Here is an 18,587-nt window from a genome sequence, read left to right on the forward strand (position 1 = left end):
ACTGTTCCACGCCTATATTATCTCCGGTATAAAGAAAATGCTCAACTTGTAATCTTTCCTTGCAGGGGTGAAAGTTTTTATATTTTCATCCCTGTAGTGAAAAAGATTCGTTTTGCTTTGTTTACTTCTTGCATTATAATAACAGTAAAGAGAGAGGTATGCGTATGAAAAAGAAACATGAGGAGCTTGTCCATATAATAAGACAGCAGAAACAGCCGATTTCTTCCACACAGCTTGCCAGACTGCTTAATGTTACTCCGCGATCGGTAAAAAACTACGTTGCCGCCATACAGGAGGAATTTCCTGATCTGATTGCGGCAGGTCCCAGAGGATACCGTATTGATACAGATACGCATGTGAAAGCAGAAAGTGATATTCCGCAGACATACCAGGAGCGCAGCTCTTATATCATCCGGCAGTTTTTCATTGACCACGCGCAGGAAATCGATCTGTATGATCTTTGCGATGAACTATATTTGAGCTATTCATCCATAAAAGGGTTGCTGAATCGCATGAACAAAGAGTATCAGGATACCGGAATCACCTTTCGATGCCGTAATGATATGATATATGCGGACGGGGAGGAAAGACATAAACGAAAATTTCTGACAGACATCATTTATCAGGAGTCTAGTGAACGCTTTGTGGATTTACAGACATTGAAGGATATATTCCCGAATTTGAATGTGCAGCAGATTCATGATATCCTGCATGAGACATTCAAGAAGCACAGCTGCTATATCAATGACTTCGGATATACAAATCTGACACTGCATCTTGCCATACTGCTTGACCGTATGCAAAGCGGCAATACGATTGAGCATTCACAAAAGGAGCAGCCTGAGCTTTCAGAAATTACGGTGTCTGTGATAGACGAATTAGAAAAAAGCTTTCATGTTGCCTTACTGGATCCAGAACGCTGTGATATTCACAACCTTGTCACCACCAGCATCAACCTCTGCCATGCGGAAAGCCGACAGGAGCTGATTACCGTTGTTGGACAGGATATCTATGAAATCACACAGACCGTTATATCCTCTGTCAACCGGCAGTATGGTTTACAGCTCGATAAGGATACGCTGCTGTATCCGCTTGCTCTGCATTTCAAGAATTTATTTGCCCGCTGTAAGAGAAACACCTCATTGCGCAACCCGCTGCTGGAAAGCATTCAGGCCTCCTGCCCGATGCTGTTCGACTGCGCAATCTATGTCGCAAATTATCTGGAGGCTTCCTGTAATCTCCACATCACTGCAGATGAAACCGCTTATCTTGCTATGCACATCGGTGCCGATATCGAACGGCAGAGCAGCGACAGCGGAAAGCTGAAATGCGTACTGCTGTGTCCGGATTATCAAAATAGCAGGCAGGAAATCTATAATTATCTTCTCATTCATTTTGATTCTGAAATCTGTATCAGTGCTGCATGCTCCTATGAAGCACAGCTGCCGGATACAGCAATCGACCTGTTGTTTACCACAATTCCCGTACAAAAAGAGTATCCGCATATGCTGATGATTCCTCCATTGAAAAAAGCAATGGATCTTAAGCAGATATTCGAAAAAATACAGGAGGTTATGGATCAGAAAAAGCTGCATATCCTCTCTGAGAGCTTTTCTGACTTTTTTCATGAATCGCTTTTCTATCTGCATACAGATGCCGGTTTGAAAAAAGAACAGATAATCCGTATCCTCCACGATAAGCTCTATGCACAGGGCTATACCTCTCCATCCTTTTATGAGGATGTAATCAAGCGGGAGGAGGCCGCTTCCACAGCCTTTGGATGCATCGCCGTTCCTCATTCCATGAAAATGGACGCCAGAAGGACCGGCATAGCTCTCGCCCTGTCGAAGCAGGGTATCACTTGGGACAAGCAGATTGTTCATGTTGTCCTGTTGATCGCCATACACGAACAGGAGTCACATTTATTCAGAAAGCTGTATGAAGCCCTGATTCTGCTGTTCTCTCAGAAGCATGTACCCGATCAGATCAAGGAATGTATAAGCTTTCAGGAGTTTAGGCAGCTGTTGCTTACTCTGACAGATTAACAGCTCCTACATATACTCATCCTTACCGGCTGAACAGCTCTAGTGACAGACTGCCTTCCGGAAAAAGGATGACTTTTTTATTTACATTCCTTCTGCTTATTTGCTTGTTTATGCTCATTTTAACATCTATATCCATAATAAATCGTACATTTTCGATAATATTCGTGCAATAGTGCTTGTAATGCTCTTCCTATTCTCGTATAATAAAGCTATGAACGAATATGCTGACTACAGTTTGCATACCGCACCAGACACACACATACATAAGGATAAATACCTCTGATAAGCCATAAAGATAGGAGTTGAACAGACATGCTGTCAGCTGAAAGAAAGCTGTATATTCTAAAAAAACTGGAATCGGAACAGACGATACAGGTAAAACAGGTTGCCAAAGAGCTGCATGTATCGGAATCCTCCATACGCCGAGACCTTCTTGAGCTGGATGATGAAAATAAGGTTGACAGAATTTACGGGGGCGCTGTAAAAAAAGAACGGGAACGCATTCTGACAGATGAAGCGGAAATAAAAATGATGGAACGCATGTCCATTCATTATGATAAGAAGCTGCGGATTTGTAAAGCTGCCAGCACACTGGTAGAGGATGGGGAGTGTGTTTTTCTGGATGGTGGTACCAGTATTGTACCGATGATTCACTTTCTAAGCAGCAGACCGATTAAAATTGTGACAAACAATCACCTAATCGTACAGAATGTTCAGAATCCAAAGGCTAAAATCATTGTCATCGGTGGAGAATTCAATACGAAGTATCGAATGAGTGAGGGCAATGAAGCTCAAAATATGCTGCGTCTCTATAATTTCGACCGTGCCTTTATCGGCTGTGCCGGTGTTAGTCTGGGCATGAAGAAGGCTTTCACAGCCGAGATGGCCACAAGAGAGCTGAAGCGTATCGCTATGGAATTATCAAATCATAATTATCTTCTGATCGATGACAGCAAGCTGCGCGTAAAGGGCTTTTGTACGTTTGCTCAGCTGGATGAATTTGAAGATGTTTTTATCAATCGCACGACAGGAATGGAAACACTTCCGGATCATTTCATTGCTGTCAAATAGTAGCTGTACTGCACCATTTCCATATAACAGCAAAGAGTAGTCCTATATGGATGCACCACAAGCAGTTCATCATCCGGCTTATATTGCAGGAATACATCATTTCATTACAAATATTCATATCTAAAAAAGCTTTAAGCTTTATCGAAGAATCTGAACCGTTTTCTCCCGGAGGCTTTGAACTATCCATCATACTGTACTAAAAAAAGGGAGATTACAAACATGACAGTCGCTGTCTTGGAAAAGGAGATGTCTGTATTTCAGAAGGAAGCTGCATCATATTTAATTACATACATTTATCCATCAGGGATGCAACAATTCCTCTCTTTATCTGTCTTTCTTAATATGACAGACCCGGATCAAAGAATCCAACCAGAACTCCGGCAACAGCAATCACAACCATGAGCAGCATGATCTTGATCGGGCTGATTCCTTTTTTCGCCATCAGCCACCAGCAGCCCATAACAAACAGCAGAGTCAGAACGCCGGGAAATGCACCATCGAGCTTTTCCTGCAGTAGTACAGGTACTTCCTGAGTTCCTGTAACCTTTTCGATAACTTTAGAGCCTTCAATGACCATCTCTGTTTTATTCTGAATAGAAGTTGTCAGCTGTACAGCCGTTGTAATTGAATCCCAGGTGCCGGCCATGGCACCTACGATTACCTGCCCCATTACAATGACAGATTCACGCAATGCAGTTGCCTGTTCGCCGACAATTACCTCCACAGCTGAACCGCCAAGCTCATAGCCCTTTCCATAAATCCATTTCTGAAATAAAATACTTGTGATATTCCATACGATAATATAGAACAGAGGACCAATCAGTGAGCCACCCTCTGAAAGCCCCAATGCGATACCCAGCAGTACCGGAATATAGGTACCGACAATCAAAGAGTCACCAATACCTGCAAGAGGTCCCATCAAACCGGCGCGAATACCATTGATCATCTCATCATCAATTTCTTCTGCTCCGTTCGCACGTGCTTCTTCCAGACCAGCAGTTATGCCGACAACAATGGAACCAATCTGCGGCTCCGTGTTGAAGAATGGGTAATAGGTCTTCAGCTTTTCAGCCTGCTCATCCTTGGAGTCATACAGTTCCTGAACGATTGGCAGCATGGACCATATATAACCGAAGGTCTGCATGTGCTCATGAGAGAAGCATGTTAGATTTCCGTAAAACCAGCGCCAGAAGGATTTGGATAAAACTTTTTTCGAAAGCTTCTTCATATCAGATATCCTCCTCTTCATTTGTATTTGTCTTTGCACCTCTCAAACGAATCATCGTCATCTGATAATTGATCAGTGCGAATACAGCACCGACTGCAGTTGCCGCAATCAGAGTTAAATGCATGGATGCCGCAACCGTGAAGCCAAACAGGAAGAAAATCAAATCGGTTGCTTTGCTTACGACAGATTTCAGCAGTATTGCAATCCCTACCGCAGGCAGTAAGCTGCCGATAGTAAACAGCGATTTCATATACCAGGAATCCATTGGCAACGCCGTTTTAAAATCTGTAACAGCTCCAGCACCATAATAGGTAATCAGCATGACCGGAATAAAGGATACAAGAATATGCGAAATCAGCGGAAGTATCACATTGACCTTTGTTATGATATTAAAATCCTTTTTATCAAGTCTTGCCCATCCGATATGCTGCCAGACAAGATTCATCATAGCAGTTTCATAAAACTGTACCGTGCCGACCGTACCTACCAGTGCACCAATGGATCCGGCAAGTCCCAGTGCTTCCGGACCGCCAAGATCAAGCCCCTGTGATTTCGCTGTTGCATAGGCAAGCGGGATACCGATATACGATACTGCACGAAGATCGGCAGCAACGGTTCCTCCAGGTGTTACAACTGCGATATAGATAATCTGCATAGGAATAGCCAGTTTGATACAGCCCTCTACATCACCCAATGTCAACCCGACAAATAATGAGGCAATCAACGGACGATTTAATGTATAGTTACCAATCGTCGTACCCAGTGCGGCAGGGATGGACGCTGCTGTACAGCTCATTAGACCCAGCAGTGCAGCCTGTACCCAAGTAATCATAACTTCATCTCCTTTTCTCTGCATAAAGTAGCTCAACAGCAAGTCATCCTTTCTCACATTTCACGGCCCCTACCCCTTGGAAAATCAGACCTGCTGTAATTACAAGGATATTATATTTATTTGTGTAATCGTTTACAAAACTATAAATAGCGATTTACTTATAAATGACATGCAGCCTTTTTATTATTTGCTCATTCTTGCGCGTTTGACAGCATTGCAGTTACAATTCTGCTTATTCAAAGCAGAAAAATGTTTGTTATTATAAAATAATATATTCGAAACTGTGATTTTATTTGGTATTTTCCATATTTAGCAAGCTTTTGTTTCTTGTTTATCTCATATTCTGATTAGTTTACTGTTTTTCAAAGGAAAACCATTCATTTCTCTACATCGATACGAACACATAGCAGCTCTTCTTGAAAGCAGCCATTTTGTTTTAAAGGATTCGTATATCGATCAGCAATTGCATAGATACAATTGTATGTTCTTTTATAATATTCAGGTATGCAGTACGACATCTTTCAGCCTTTACAACCATACATACATTCACAGTACAGCTAATATAACATTTTATGTACAAAAAGTATGAGAGTCACCACACAGCTTTCCGGTATCGTACTGCTGATAATATTTCCACAGTAAAAAAAGAGGCATCCCTATTTGCCTCTTTACTATATTCTTCGCTTCTTATCCGATATTAGTAATTATCTGTGGAAACCTTATTATCCAGACCCAAAACTACCGGTACAGACTTGTATCCGACACCCATGCGATCGATTCCCATATCGATCAGCTGCAGGAAATGTTCTCTGGTACGGATGCATCCGCTTCCCTTAACCTTACATTTACCGTCAACCTCTTCCATCATAACCTTAATGATTTCCGGTGTTGCTCCGTGTGATTCAAAGCCTGTAAGGAATCCGGTGCTGGTTTTTACAAAATCTGCCCCTGCATCGATACAGCATTTGCATGCTTTACGCACCTGTTCCTCGTTGAGAGCATCTGTTTCAAAAATCACCTTGATTTCTCTGCCATATTTATGAGCAGCATCCGCACATGCTTTCAGATCCTTCGTGACTTCATCAAACTTACCGGAACGGATCAGACCGAAATTAGCAACGATATCCACTTCTTTTACAGTATCGTATTTTGCTACGATTTCAATCTGCTTCACTTTAGATTCTGTTGAGCTCGTCCCAAATGGGAAGTCACATACCGGACACAGCATTGTTTCGCTTCCCTTAACATATGGTTCACAAAGATCCATATATCCTGGATTGATACAGATTGTAGCACAGCCCAGCTCGACGCCGTCTTTTGTAAGAGCAATGATATCCTCCTCTGTAAATTCAGGTTTTAATACGGAATAATCAATATACTGTGCAAGCTCCTTTGTCGTCATTTCACATGCTTTTTTTGTTGGTTTCATTTTGTCACCTTTTACACCATAGTGCCCTTTCTTACAATCTAATTATAAGGCTGCAGCGAAACAAAATCAAGCATTTTCATTCATTTTTATATATACTATAAATGAATTTGAATGTTTTTGCTCATTTTAACCAGTATTTCTTATCAACAGGTAGATTAACAAACAATTATATTTTCTATATACAATAATCACAAGCCTACACGCAGGATTCCAGGTGCGATAGAATCATAAGGAAGATGCTGAACCTGAAGAGTCGCGTTTATCGCTATGCATAAGAAGGCAGTGCCCCAACACCAATAGTGCTATAAAATCACGGCTTAGAAATAAGCTGTATATCGCATAAAAAAACACGGATCTATGCCGTGTTTTCTTAATGACTTTCTCTTAGTAGTTTTTAGCTTCTTCAGCAAAGTGAGCTCCGGAGTATCCACATACCGGACATGCCTTTGGTGCTGCAGTTCCTTCGTGACGGTATCCACAGATATCACATACCCATACAGTAGCTTCATCTTTCTCAAATACTTTACCGTTCTTCACGTTTTCCAGCAGCTTCAGGTAACGTTCTTCGTGGTGTTTTTCGATTTTAGCAACCTGCTCCATCTGGAATGCGATTTTAGCAAAGCCTTCTTCTTTTGCAGTTTCCGCAAATCCCTTGTACATGTCAGTCCACTCATAGTTTTCACCAGCAGCTGCATCCTCCAGATTAACTGCAGTTGTAGGAACCTTATCCTCATGCAGAGCCTTGAACCACAGCTTTGCGTGCTCCTGCTCATTGCGTGCAGTTTCTTCAAAGATATCAGCGATCTGCTCCATACCTTCTTCACGAGCCATCTGTGCGTAATATGTGTATTTGTTACGTGCCTGAGATTCACCGGCGAATGCTGCCATTAAGTTCTGTTCTGTCTTAGATCCTTTTAATTCCATGTTTTTTTCCTCCGTTTTTAACTTTACATTTTCTGATCAGTGTTCCTGATCCATACCATTCTGCTTTTTCAAGCAATCCTGGCAGATACCCTCTGCCATCATATTGTGTGTCTTGATTGGAAGTCCAGTCTGTTTTGACATTTCCTCGTTGAATGACTCAAGATAAGGAATATCCAAATCAAGGATGCGGTCGCACTTAATACAGTGCAGGTGATAGTGCGGTTTACAAGTTTTATCGTACTGATAACCATCTATAGGATGCGCAATCTTTTTGACTTCATGCATCTCACAGAGAATATTCAGATTTCGATAAATCGTTGCCAGACTGATTTTCTGGCCGCCGGCATTCATTTCCTGAAAGACCTGCTCCGGTGTGACATGACCATCTATCTGTTTCATATAGTTTAGTATCATATCACGCTGCTTGGAAGACTTTCTTATCATGTCAACCTCCAATCTTAAGAACCGTTCTTATTATATACCCGAAAAGTGAATCCGTCAATAGTTTTAAGAATAAAATTAAAAATAATTCTTAGTTTTATCATTGGAAGGAAAAGCGGTTATGCAATGCCTTCCTTTTTATGCAGCAGTACCACACACTGTGCCTGCACACCTTCCTCACGACCGACGAAGCCCAGCTTTTCCCCGCGTGTTGCCTTGATGCTAACCTGTTCCATATCACAGCACAGTGCCTCTGCGACATGCTTTCTCATTGCCGGAATATGCGGAGCCATTTTGGGTCGTTCAATCATGATCATGGCATCCAGATTACCGATTGCATATCCCTTTTCCTCCATAATCTTATATACCTGCCTCAGCATCCACAAAGAATTCATATCCTTATATCTTTCATCCGTATCCGGGAAATGCTTTCCCAAATCCCCCAGCGCCAGCGCCCCCAGAATACTCTCCGCTATTGCATGCAGCAGCGCATCCGCATCGGAATGCCCAAGCAGTCCCATCTCATGTTCAATTTCCACACCTCCCAGAATCAGCTTTCTTCCTTTTACCAGCTGATGTATATCTGTAGATTGCCCGATTCGTATCATACAGACACCTCCTTCTTATATTTATATAGTGTATCGCAGATTTCCGGAAGACGCAATTCATCCGTGTTTATTTCATAGGGAAACACAGTTAGTTTGTATTTCTTACTTTTTTGTAATTTGTAGAAAAATACTACAAAATGAAAGAACCTTATGGTATTATTAAACTATAATAAAAATAGTAAGGGAGAGAAACAAATGAAAAAATTAGCCGCACTGGTATTAAGTTTTGGTATGCTGTTTTCCATGGCTGCCTGCTCCGGTTCCAAGGTAAGTGACGACGCACTGGATAAGCTGGAATCCTCGGTAAAGAAATTCAGCGAGGTAAAAAATGCGAATTACTCTGCAGATATGGATATGACTGTAGATAAGGAAAATGCAAAGATTAAGCTGTATGGTGGTTTTATTTCAGAAACAAAGAAGCCTCTGCAGTTGAGCATGATCATGGATATGGAAGCAAGTGGACAGAAGCTGGAGAAATACATGCAGCTGTTTGTTAAGGACGATACCATGTACCTGAACATGATGGATATGATGAAACAGAAAACAAGTCTGAAGGATGCAATGGGTACTGCAAGTATTCCAAATGTAAATTTTGATGCGGATACCTTTAAAATGAACAAGGAAGACATGAAGAAATTCCTGAAGGAAGCATCTGTAAAGGGAAACGACCTGAAGCTTTCCTTCGATGTTGAAAAGCTGAACGAGGAAACAAAGAAAGAAACAGAGAAAAACAATGTTACGGATGCGAATGTAGAATTCAAGAAGCTGGATATGGATGTCACATTGAACAATGACTTCATGGAGAAAGCTGTCATTACCATGGAGATGACAAATACCAAGGGTGAGACCAAGCAGGAAATGAATGGTACGATATCTCTGACCGTAAAGGATATCAACAAGGTTTCCAGCATTGATTTCCCGGACTTCAAGGATTATAAGGAAGGCAGCATAGAATAACATGTAACGGCCGTTGAACTCTTAGCTTCGCGGCCTTTTTCTAAATAGAAAAGGGAGATGAGAAAATTGAAAAAAATACTGGCGATACTGACCTGTGCACTGATGGGTTTCACACTTGCAGCATGCAGCAGTAAGAACAAAATAAATGAGGATGCACTGGATGCGTATGCGAAGGCAGCAACAAACATTACAAAGATGAAATCCGCAGCCTATGATATGAAACTGCTCGTTGATGCAGATGATATGGATATGCATGCCAAGGTTACCATGGACGGAACGTATAATGCGGAAAAGAAGCTGCAGCTGGCTTTGCACATGGATGCCGCTGTAAATGGAATCGGACTCGATGATCTTGCATCATTTTATATGAAGGATGATGTTGTGTATGCAAACATCATGGAGATGGAAAAGGAATACAATGAATTGGATGATCAGCTGCTGAACAAGCTGAAGCTTGATAAGGAAACCGGTGATCCGAAAAATAATGTTGAAAAGAGCTTTGAAGAAATGACGATGGAGGAAAAGGATGGCAGAAAGGTCATCACGGCTGTCATGAATAAAGACGGTCTGAGTGCCGCAAAGGATTATGCTAATAAATCCATTGATGATGATACCTTTAAACTCGGGAATGGCATTAAAGTCACCGGTATACGTGAAGGCTCCTATATTTTCACAGTGAATAACCAGAATCAGTTTGAGCGTATAGAAATGAAGGTCGCAGCGTCCTATGAACTGGACGATGAGGACGAAAAAAAGAAAGCAGTTGATATGACGATCAGCCTCGTAGTGAATCTGAACGATATCAATCAAGTAAATAAAATTGATTTTCCATCCTTTAAAGACTACAAAAAGGCAGATAGCAGGAAATCGGAAGCAAATGACCTGCTAAATGAATTAAGTAATGAAAATGCACTTTGATATATTGCATTTTACATTTATTTCTGATATGATGTACAGGCTTATAAGGGAGTAGTTAGCTCACATTTGAGTAGTTAGGTCAACATAATGATTCACAGTGAATCTGGCTTAAGTATTAAATAACGAGACTTATGCGTGTGTTTTTCACGTATGAGTCTCTTTTTCATTCAGGAGGATAAGGGTATGAGTTTATTTTCTATTTTTATGATCGGTATCGGGCTGAGTATGGATGCATTTGCGGTCAGCATCGCAAGAGGTATGACAATGAAGAAAGAAGATCTTCTGCGTTATGCACTCACGCTGGGTTTTTTCTTTGGTGTTTTCCAGGCTGTTATGCCATTGATCGGCTGGTGGGCAGGAAGCTATTTTCAGGAGTTCATCGCTTCCATCGACCACTGGATTGCATTTGGTCTGCTGGCCATCATCGGAGGGAACATGATACGGGAGTCCCTTCGTGGAGAAGAAGAGGCCTGTGAAGATAAATCTCTGACTTTAAAAACCATTCTGATTCTGGCTGTAGCGACCAGCATTGATGCACTTGCTGTCGGTATCAGCTTTGCATTTCTACAGGTACATATCTGGACAGCGATTACAGTTATTGGTGTTACAACCTTTGTGCTCAGCTTCATCGCCGTCTATCTTGGAAACCGCCTTGGTGATCTTTTAGAGAAATATGCCGGCATTCTGGGAGGTATCATTCTGATACTGATTGGTACAAAGATTCTTCTGGAGCATCTGTTTGGGTAGAAATACCTGTTGATGCTCCCTTTTCTATGATTTTATGATAAAATTATACGTACATGAATGGAGGAATGTATATGAAGCAGCCACTGGCTTTTCGGATGCGGCCGCAGCATCTGGATGATATCATCGGACAGCAGCACCTGATTGGTGAAGGCAAAGTTCTTCGCAGATGTGTTCTTGAAAAGCGCTTATTCTCCATGATTTTCTATGGACCTCCCGGTACCGGTAAAACAACACTGGCTATGGTGCTCGCAAACGAGCTGGAGCTTCCGTTTCGCATGTTTAATGCAGTAACCGGAAATAAGAAGGATCTGGAAACCATATTTCAGGAGGCAAAGTTTTACGAGGGACTGATCGTGATCATTGATGAGGTGCATCGGTTGAACAAGGATAAGCAGGACCTTCTGCTCCCACATGTGGAAAACGGTAATATCACCCTGATCGGCGCAACCACCAGCAATCCGCTGCATGCCATCAATCCCGCCATCCGTTCCCGCTGTCATCTGTTTGAAATCAAGCAGGCGCAGCAGGAGGATATCGAACAGGCTCTGATGAAAGCCATTCATCATCAGGACGGCCTCAATGACAGTGTTCAGATTGAGGAGGAAGCACTGCATATCATAGCGCGTCACAGCAATGGAGATATACGATATTCACTCAACATTCTTGAAATCTGTGCACTTGCAAGTGACGGTGTCATCACACAGGAGCTTGTTTCACAATATTCCCAGTTTCCGAATATGAGCATGGACAGCGATGGAGACGGTTATTATGATGTATTAAGCGGATTCCAGAAATCCATTCGGGGAAGTGATGTAGATGCTGCCCTGTATTATCTGGGTATCATGATCGAGGCGAATGATATGGACAGTATCGAGCGTAGACTGCTCGTTACCGCATATGAAGATATCGGTCTGGGAAATCCTGCAGCAGTGGCACGGTGTGCAACGGCAATTGATGCCGCAAAACGTGTAGGCTTTCCGGAGGCCCGCATTATCCTGGCCGTAGCCGTGATAGATCTGACTCTATCACCAAAGTCAAAGAGTGCAGAGCATGCAATCGATGCAGCAATGAGTACACTGCGCCATACCTCCTACAGTGTCCCGGATTATCTTCGATTTACACCGGTCAATATGGATGATGATGAAAAATATGATTATGAACGTAGTGATCTATGGAATCGTATCCAGTATCTGCCGGACAGATTGAAAAACAAGCATTTCTATGAACCGGAGCTGACATCCTCCTACGAAAAAATACTGGCGCAGAATCTGGAAAAGCTGCGCAAGGTACCACGTACGAGCAATCTGAAAGCATTGAAAAAGCAAAACAGTCGATAATGGCAATAGTATTGTTATCCTCACGAAGCTGTTCTGCATAGTTCTTACTTTCTTCTGCAGAATGCAACATCTAATACTTAAAGCAATCCTCCTGCATTCCCATATGCAATACGCTAGCCAGCTGCCGCAATGAGATCATCAGATTTATATGTCATTTTGAAAAAGGGTGAAATTCATCTTTTTTTGATATCCCATCAGCAAGAAGCAGGCAGCCGCCAATGATTTAAAAGGTAGAGGGCAGGCTGTCAAAATATACTTCAGCATAAAAAAACGATATAATCCCTGTTATATCGCAGTACGCATTCTTTCCCTCAATAATCTAATACTAGTCAAAATATTTCAGATAGTGTTTCAGGTCGCTGTGACTCTTGAATCCATGCTGACTCAGCAGCTTGAAAAGATTTTTTCTTCTGACATTCGCAGTCATACGAAGACCGCAATATCCGTTTTTACGTACTCTGGCCTCAAATACATCATAAATCTGACGCACCTCTTCATTGTCCGCGTAATCATCACTGACTACCAGAGCCACAATATTGACCAGCTTATCTGAATACAGTGTTTCATAAGGCGATCCGTGAATATAACCAACAACTCTGCCTTCATCCTCCGCAACGGTGATAAAGTCACTTCCCGTTTCCAGTATGGAAATGATACGCTCATACACCTTATCCTCATCATAGGAATACCCCAGCTTTTCATTCAGTGCATGGATGTCCTTATAATCTTCCGGTTTGATTCTTCTAAACTCCATAGCAATGCTCCTTTCCATTTCAGCTTTAGTCTATCATAGAATTGCCGTGATTGTAACAGTTTCTAATACAATTCTTGCCACATTTCTCACCTTTATACCGCATGTATAAATATTTGTTCTCTGGGGATGCTGTAAGTGTTGAAGCTGCCGCATGCAGTTTACGATGACAACAGCTACTATATGAAAGAAAGGCAGATGATATGACATGGTACTTTTAATATTCGCCGCCGCAGGGATACTTTTACTGTTTTATTTGTTTACTTACTGTTTTATTTGTTTACAAGAAAAAGCGAACAGCCGGTTCAGAAGGTAAATATTCAGGCAGATATACAGCATGATGAAGAAGCAGAGATATTTCTGGCCGGCGGGTGCTTCTGGGGTGTACAGAAATTCTTATCCTCCCTTGAAGGCGTCCGCTTTACGGAGTGCGGATATGCGAACGGAACGAGTGATAATCCAAGCTATGAGGATGTCTGTACAAAGGATACGGGCTTTGCAGAGTGTGTACATGTCCTGTATGATAAAAACGTGCTTACGCTGGAGGAGCTTTTGAATCAGTTTTACACCATCATCGACCCGGTATCCGTAAATCGTCAGGGAAATGATACCGGCTCTCAGTATCGCACCGGTATTTATTATACCAATCCAAAGGATGCCGATGTTATACAGCAGTCTTTGGACAAGCTTCAGAAATCCTATGATCAGCCGCTTGCTGTTGAATATCAGTCTCTTGAAAATTTCTATTCCGCAGAGACCTGTCATCAGGATTATCTGGATAAGCATCCGGATGGTTACTGTCATATACCCGCCTGGAAATTTGAAAGGAAGGAAGCGGCAGAGCCCCACCGTTTCCCGTTGCCGGAGAAGCAGGAGCTAAAGCAGAGACTGAGTGCAGAGCAATTTGCAGTAACACAGGAAAACGCGACAGAGCGACCTTATCGAAATGCTTACTGGGACACCTTTGAAAAAGGAATCTATGTCGATATTGTCAGTGGAGAACCGCTATTTCTTTCTACGGATAAGTTTGTTTCTGGTTGCGGATGGCCGAGCTTTACCAGACCGATTCAGAAAGACCTGATAAAAGAAAAAAGTGATATAAGTGGAGGTATGCGTCGAACAGAGGTACGCAGTGCACATTCCGACGCGCATTTGGGACATGTGTTTGATGACGGTCCGCAGCATTGCGGTGGGATGCGTTATTGTATCAACAGTGCGGCATTGAAGTTTATTCCCATCTTTGAGATGGAGGAAAAGGGATATGGTGATTATCTGGTGCTTATACAGCAGGAAAACCAGCAGTCTGCTGAATGAGGTATGCATTTTTCGCACGATACAAAAAAGAACAGGAGAGTATGCTTACGTTCAAAATCGGAATAAGGTAATTCTAGGCTATCAGTCACTATTAGAATTACCTTTTTTATAATATCCGAGAGTGAATCAGAGCCTGCTTCATGTTCTTTTTCTAAATGTATGTTCACATACCTGTTCGTTTTTTCGCTGTTTCTTTTCTACAGTGTTGTTCCTTATCCCTTTTCGGTACTCAGGGAAGGAGTAGTATGGAAGTAAAAGCTCCCTTTACTCGTATAAAAATGAAAAGCTTACATGTATTTATCATAGATGCTTTGTCCAATACCAAGTCTTCAGCAGCACCTGTGATTTATATAATACCTGTAAATGCACCAATGAAAGCAAGTATAATATAGATAATAATCAGATGTGTTGCTTTCGCATGTTTCTTTACCATCAAAATCCATGTCACAACGAGCAGAAGCAAAGGCAGTACAGATGGGAATACACCATCCAGAAAGCCCTGAACTGTAACATCCTTTACGATTGTAATATTCACGCTTAATGCCACAAAGCTGGCACCGATTGCACCCGTTACGATCAGACCCAGAATAGAGAACGCCTCCTGAATACGCTTTGCATTTTTACCAAGAAACATATTGACGGATTCAATTCCTAATCTGTACCCTCTAAAATATACAATATAAGAGAAAGCAACAATCAGAGGAAACATGGTAAATATGTAAAACAGAGGACCTACGATACTTCCATCAGCTGCAAGAGAGATACCAATACTCAAGAAAATCGGACACATCAATCCCTGGAAAAAGCTATCTCCAATTCCTGACAGCGGTCCCATAAGACCAACCTTCACGCCATTGATCATACCGTCATCAATCTCTGCACCGTTCGCCCGATTTTCTTCAAGAGCTGCGACAATACCGGGTACCACACTGCCTAGAATGGGCTCAACATTATAAAATACACTATGACGTTTTAATGCCTTTATCTCTTCTTCCTTATCGTCTCCATACAATTCCTTTATGATTGGCAGCATACTATGCAGGAAACCAAATGCCTCCATTCGTTCAAAGCCAAGAGATGTAAGATGGAAAAATGACCAGTTTAAATAACTCTTCATCAATGTTGATTTCTTTAATTTCTTCTGTTCCATTAGAATTCAACCTCCATATCGTCTTCCTCCTGATCAGCAGGAGTGCTTCTGCCAAGGAGCTTGTATGCGATTACTGCAAAAATTACAGCAATTACAGCAACAGCTACCATACTCAGTTCAAAGTAGGTTATGAGAATAAAGCCTGTCAGGAAATATACCCAGTATGTTCCATCCTTAATTAACAAGCTGGTAATCATCGTGATACCAACAGCTGGTAATACGCCGCCTACAATTTCCAGTGCATGAATGGTCCAAGCCGGTGCAGCATTTGTCAGACTGATTACATAGTCTGCACCAAAGTACAAAACGAGAAATCCCGGAATAAAACGAAGCAGGAAGGTAGTTAATTGGGCACCAAAGACATGATATTTAATAACACCCTTATAATCACCTTTTTCTGCAGCTTTCACAGCCATATTACCCCAGAATACATTGCTGAATTCCATACCATTCCAGATTAGAATACCAACGATTCCTAAGGTTGTGGCAAGTGCTATAGAAACATTGGCATCTCCACCAGATACTACTCCGAGTGCTACAGCAGGATAAGCAACAACAGCGATATCTGTTTGAATGGAACCACCAACAGACATTGTGGCAAGATATACTGTCTGAACAGCTGCTCCCACTGTGACACCTGTTGAAACATCCCCAAGAATAATTCCAACGATCAATCCGGATGCCAGCGGCTTACTTAAAACATAATATCCTCCAAAATCCCCCATAAGAACTGGTACACACTCTGCTGCTAAATAGCTGAACAGAGCAATCAGTACTGCCTGTAATATACTCACACGACTCACTCCTCTCCTATGTTTTTATTTATGATGTACGGATTTCCAATCAACTGCCTGTGTAGAAGGAATATTCTGGAATACGATTTCTTTACCCTTTTCAGAAAGATATTCGCACGCCTGTATTTCTTCATCATTTAATGCTGTAAACTGAGCAAGAAGGGTTCTGCCTTCTTCCTGTGATACCGGTCCGAGAGTGATTTTATTACCTACATTTACACCGCCTTTCTCCAGTTTCTCGAACACAATAGGTGATCTGGCTATCAGAATATAATTTCGTTCACTCTCTGATGCCTGCTTCGCCTTGATCAATGCCTGCTCAACGGTATAAATAAAAACTTTCATTCCCACTGCAGCATTTTTGTAAATCTGACGCATTGTTGGATCATTCGATATTTCATCATCCACCAGCAGAATACCGTTGTTCTGGAAAATCTTGCTCCACATGGTAACTGTTTGTCCATGAATTGCCCGATCATCCACTCTTGTAAAAACAAATGACATATGTCCAGCCTCCTTTTTGTACTAACCTTAATCAAATTATTACATACAATTATTTTATTGTCTATACAAAAATTAAAATTTATTAAATTTGTTATGCTATAAAAAAAGGTACTATCAATTTTAAAATTTTTTATTTTGCTGATTTTTAGACATTCTTCTTTATTGTCCTGGAAAGTAAAGAAAAGAAAAGATTATAAAACTAGGTTTTTTCGTAAATCTATAAAGAAAAAGCATACAATTCTCTGCTTTGTACATATAAAAGTAATAAAAATACTCAGGTTGACAATAGAATCCGAGCATGATAATAATGAAATCAGAAATGATTGGAGGTCATATTATGGACTATGATTTTGGAAAAGCATCTACCATCCCATCTGTATTTAACGACGAAACAAGAGAATTGCAGGTACCGCCGGATACTGTGATTGAGGAAATCGCAATCCGCAGAATGAAGGATATGCGTGAATTATTCCGTAATTCTGAAGATTATGAGGATGATTATCCTCTGTATTACATGTATAACGGTATCTATCGCAGCGCCCACAAAGAGATCTTTAAGAGTCAGCATATCCGTTATGAATATACCATTCTAATGCCACAGACGATTCATAAGGAAATGATGAAAGCTCACGGTCATATTCATGGCGTACATCCGATTAAGAAAACAAGGCACATTGAAGCATATGAGGTTCTTCAGGGTACAGGATTTTTTGAATTATTTGCCTATGAAGAAAACAGTATTCAGGTGATTATGTTAAATGTGAAGCCTGGGGATTATCTGATCATTCCTAGCGGTTATTACCATTTATCCATCAATACGGGAAAAGATCCGTTTATATTTGGTGATCTGATTATTGAAGATGCCAATAGTGAATATGGACATCTGAAAGAAATGAAAGGTGCTCCAGTCTATGTTATGGAAGGTTCCTCAGGTTTGCCGGAATTCGTATTGAATAAACAGTATCATGAACATGAAATCAGAATTACGCAATTGAATGCGGAAGAGGTCCCTTGGGAAAATCCAGTTGATCCAATCCCTTTATATGCACATTTCATTGCAGATCCGGATGCATTCAGCTTTCTAAAATAACATAATGCAGGCACCTGCAGTAAAAGAAAAGAGAAATTCTATCACTGTTTCTTTCTTACTTTAGGGTATATGAAAAAGGGAGACTTCAACTTCTATTGATAAAACCAATCGTGTTGAATCTCCCTGTTTTATGTTTACCCACAATCGAGAAAGAGCCCTGTCACTGATTTCTCTTTTTTCGTTCTTATTATATTTTACACTTCAGCTTCTCCAGTAACGGATCAAGCAAATGTTCATCTTCTTTCCGCATTCCGTACTCTCCCATCCGGATATGCGGTTTATAGCTGCCGTGAAAATCACTGCCGCCACTGATCAGCAAATGCTTTTGTAATGCATATTCCTTAAAATAGTTCTGCTGATCCATGGTGTGATAGGTTGTAAATACTTCGATGCCATCCAGCCCCATGGAACAAATTTCATTCAGTAAAGCATCCTTCTTGAAAAAAG

18 protein-coding genes and 1 pseudogene are annotated in these 18,587 nt (G+C 41.3%); 8 read left to right on the plus strand and 11 right to left on the minus strand.

The features are described 5' to 3' along the window. Positions 1 to 164 precede the first annotated feature (164 nt). Both ACG3M1_RS22215 and ACG3M1_RS22220 read left to right on the plus strand, forming a co-directional pair. Complete coding sequence (locus ACG3M1_RS22215; RefSeq protein WP_142419850.1) at positions 165 to 2,045, plus strand: BglG family transcription antiterminator; 1,881 nt, start codon at positions 165 to 167, stop codon at positions 2,043 to 2,045. 312 nt (positions 2,046 to 2,357) lie between these two features. Further along, the gene (locus ACG3M1_RS22220; protein WP_395814622.1) at positions 2,358 to 3,116 is read left to right on the plus strand and encodes a DeoR/GlpR family DNA-binding transcription regulator; all 759 of its coding nucleotides are present in this window, start codon (positions 2,358 to 2,360) and stop codon (positions 3,114 to 3,116) included. Between the two features lie 337 nt (positions 3,117 to 3,453). On the opposite strand, the gene ACG3M1_RS22225 is transcribed toward ACG3M1_RS22220, so the two are convergent. The 6 genes from ACG3M1_RS22225 to ispF form a co-directional block, all read right to left on the minus strand. Next, complete coding sequence (locus ACG3M1_RS22225; RefSeq protein ID WP_395814624.1) at positions 3,454 to 4,344, minus strand: PTS system mannose/fructose/sorbose family transporter subunit IID; 891 nt, start codon at positions 4,342 to 4,344, stop codon at positions 3,454 to 3,456. A 1-nt stretch (position 4,345) separates the two neighbouring features. Continuing rightward, positions 4,346 to 5,176, minus strand: a complete 831-nt coding sequence (locus ACG3M1_RS22230) for a PTS mannose/fructose/sorbose/N-acetylgalactosamine transporter subunit IIC (protein ID WP_242408283.1) — start codon at positions 5,174 to 5,176, stop codon at positions 4,346 to 4,348. Between the two features lie 697 nt (positions 5,177 to 5,873). Then, positions 5,874 to 6,605 (minus strand): deoxyribose-phosphate aldolase, encoded by a 732-nt coding sequence (deoC, locus tag ACG3M1_RS22235; RefSeq protein WP_002606494.1) that lies wholly within the window; start codon positions 6,603 to 6,605, stop codon positions 5,874 to 5,876. 384 nt (positions 6,606 to 6,989) lie between these two features. Further along, positions 6,990 to 7,529 carry a rubrerythrin gene (gene rbr / locus ACG3M1_RS22240; protein WP_002606495.1) on the minus strand — a complete coding sequence of 180 codons (540 nt, stop codon included), beginning with the start codon at positions 7,527 to 7,529 and terminating at the stop codon, positions 6,990 to 6,992. Between the two features lie 36 nt (positions 7,530 to 7,565). Beyond that, entirely contained in the window at positions 7,566 to 7,973 is a 408-nt protein-coding gene (locus tag ACG3M1_RS22245; protein ID WP_002606496.1) for a Fur family transcriptional regulator, read from the minus strand. Between the two features lie 116 nt (positions 7,974 to 8,089). Then, positions 8,090 to 8,578 carry a 2-C-methyl-D-erythritol 2,4-cyclodiphosphate synthase gene (ispF, locus tag ACG3M1_RS22250; RefSeq protein ID WP_008816219.1) on the minus strand — a complete coding sequence of 163 codons (489 nt, stop codon included), beginning with the start codon at positions 8,576 to 8,578 and terminating at the stop codon, positions 8,090 to 8,092. A 195-nt stretch (positions 8,579 to 8,773) separates the two neighbouring features. Here ispF and ACG3M1_RS22255 point away from each other — a divergent pair, with 195 nt between their 5' ends. The 4 genes from ACG3M1_RS22255 (at position 8,774) to ACG3M1_RS22270 (ending at position 12,537) form a co-directional block, all read left to right on the plus strand. Beyond that, positions 8,774 to 9,535 carry a DUF6612 family protein gene (locus ACG3M1_RS22255; RefSeq protein WP_002606498.1) on the plus strand — a complete coding sequence of 254 codons (762 nt, stop codon included), beginning with the start codon at positions 8,774 to 8,776 and terminating at the stop codon, positions 9,533 to 9,535. Between the two features lie 57 nt (positions 9,536 to 9,592). Beyond that, on the plus strand, positions 9,593 to 10,453 hold the full coding sequence (locus ACG3M1_RS22260) for a hypothetical protein (protein WP_395814627.1): 861 nt from the start codon (positions 9,593 to 9,595) through the stop codon (positions 10,451 to 10,453). Between the two features lie 183 nt (positions 10,454 to 10,636). Next, positions 10,637 to 11,200 (plus strand): manganese efflux pump MntP family protein, encoded by a 564-nt coding sequence (locus ACG3M1_RS22265; protein WP_008816217.1) that lies wholly within the window; start codon positions 10,637 to 10,639, stop codon positions 11,198 to 11,200. 71 nt (positions 11,201 to 11,271) lie between these two features. After that, positions 11,272 to 12,537: a replication-associated recombination protein A gene (locus ACG3M1_RS22270; RefSeq protein WP_008816216.1), complete on the plus strand. Its 1,266-nt coding sequence runs from the start codon at positions 11,272 to 11,274 to the stop codon at positions 12,535 to 12,537. A 325-nt stretch (positions 12,538 to 12,862) separates the two neighbouring features. On the opposite strand, the gene ACG3M1_RS22275 is transcribed toward ACG3M1_RS22270, so the two are convergent. Next, positions 12,863 to 13,291 carry a GNAT family N-acetyltransferase gene (locus ACG3M1_RS22275; RefSeq protein WP_008816215.1) on the minus strand — a complete coding sequence of 143 codons (429 nt, stop codon included), beginning with the start codon at positions 13,289 to 13,291 and terminating at the stop codon, positions 12,863 to 12,865. A 205-nt stretch (positions 13,292 to 13,496) separates the two neighbouring features. On the opposite strand from ACG3M1_RS22275, the pseudogene msrB reads away from it, so the two are divergent. Then, positions 13,497 to 14,602 (plus strand): annotated as a pseudogene (gene msrB / locus ACG3M1_RS22280) (peptide-methionine (R)-S-oxide reductase MsrB). Positions 14,603 to 14,948: 346 nt separating this feature from the next. On the opposite strand, the gene ACG3M1_RS22285 reads toward msrB, so the two are convergent. Genes ACG3M1_RS22285 through ACG3M1_RS22295 form a run of 3 tightly spaced genes read right to left on the minus strand, consistent with a single transcriptional unit; the run spans position 14,949 to position 17,050 of the window. Continuing rightward, positions 14,949 to 15,752 (minus strand): PTS system mannose/fructose/sorbose family transporter subunit IID, encoded by an 804-nt coding sequence (locus ACG3M1_RS22285; RefSeq protein ID WP_002606505.1) that lies wholly within the window; start codon positions 15,750 to 15,752, stop codon positions 14,949 to 14,951. Then, complete coding sequence (locus ACG3M1_RS22290) at positions 15,752 to 16,546, minus strand: PTS mannose/fructose/sorbose/N-acetylgalactosamine transporter subunit IIC (protein ID WP_242408282.1); 795 nt, start codon at positions 16,544 to 16,546, stop codon at positions 15,752 to 15,754. Before ACG3M1_RS22290 ends, ACG3M1_RS22285 begins: the two co-directional genes overlap by 1 nt. Before the next feature lie 24 nt (positions 16,547 to 16,570). After that, positions 16,571 to 17,050, minus strand: a complete 480-nt coding sequence (locus ACG3M1_RS22295; protein WP_002606507.1) for a PTS system mannose/fructose/N-acetylgalactosamine-transporter subunit IIB — start codon at positions 17,048 to 17,050, stop codon at positions 16,571 to 16,573. A gap of 337 nt (positions 17,051 to 17,387) precedes the next feature. On the opposite strand from ACG3M1_RS22295, the gene ACG3M1_RS22300 reads away from it, so the two are divergent. After that, positions 17,388 to 18,140 (plus strand): glucose-6-phosphate isomerase family protein, encoded by a 753-nt coding sequence (locus tag ACG3M1_RS22300; protein WP_242408281.1) that lies wholly within the window; start codon positions 17,388 to 17,390, stop codon positions 18,138 to 18,140. A 187-nt stretch (positions 18,141 to 18,327) separates the two neighbouring features. On the opposite strand, the gene ACG3M1_RS22305 is transcribed toward ACG3M1_RS22300, so the two are convergent. Continuing rightward, complete coding sequence (locus ACG3M1_RS22305; RefSeq protein ID WP_242408280.1) at positions 18,328 to 18,546, minus strand: hypothetical protein; 219 nt, start codon at positions 18,544 to 18,546, stop codon at positions 18,328 to 18,330. Between the last annotated feature and the right edge of the window lie 41 nt (positions 18,547 to 18,587).

Origin of the sequence: Clostridium sp. 10cd* (genome assembly GCF_044336395.1) — a bacterium.
GTDB classification, from domain to species: Bacteria; Bacillota_I; Bacilli_A; order Erysipelotrichales; family Erysipelotrichaceae; genus Clostridium_AQ; species Clostridium_AQ innocuum.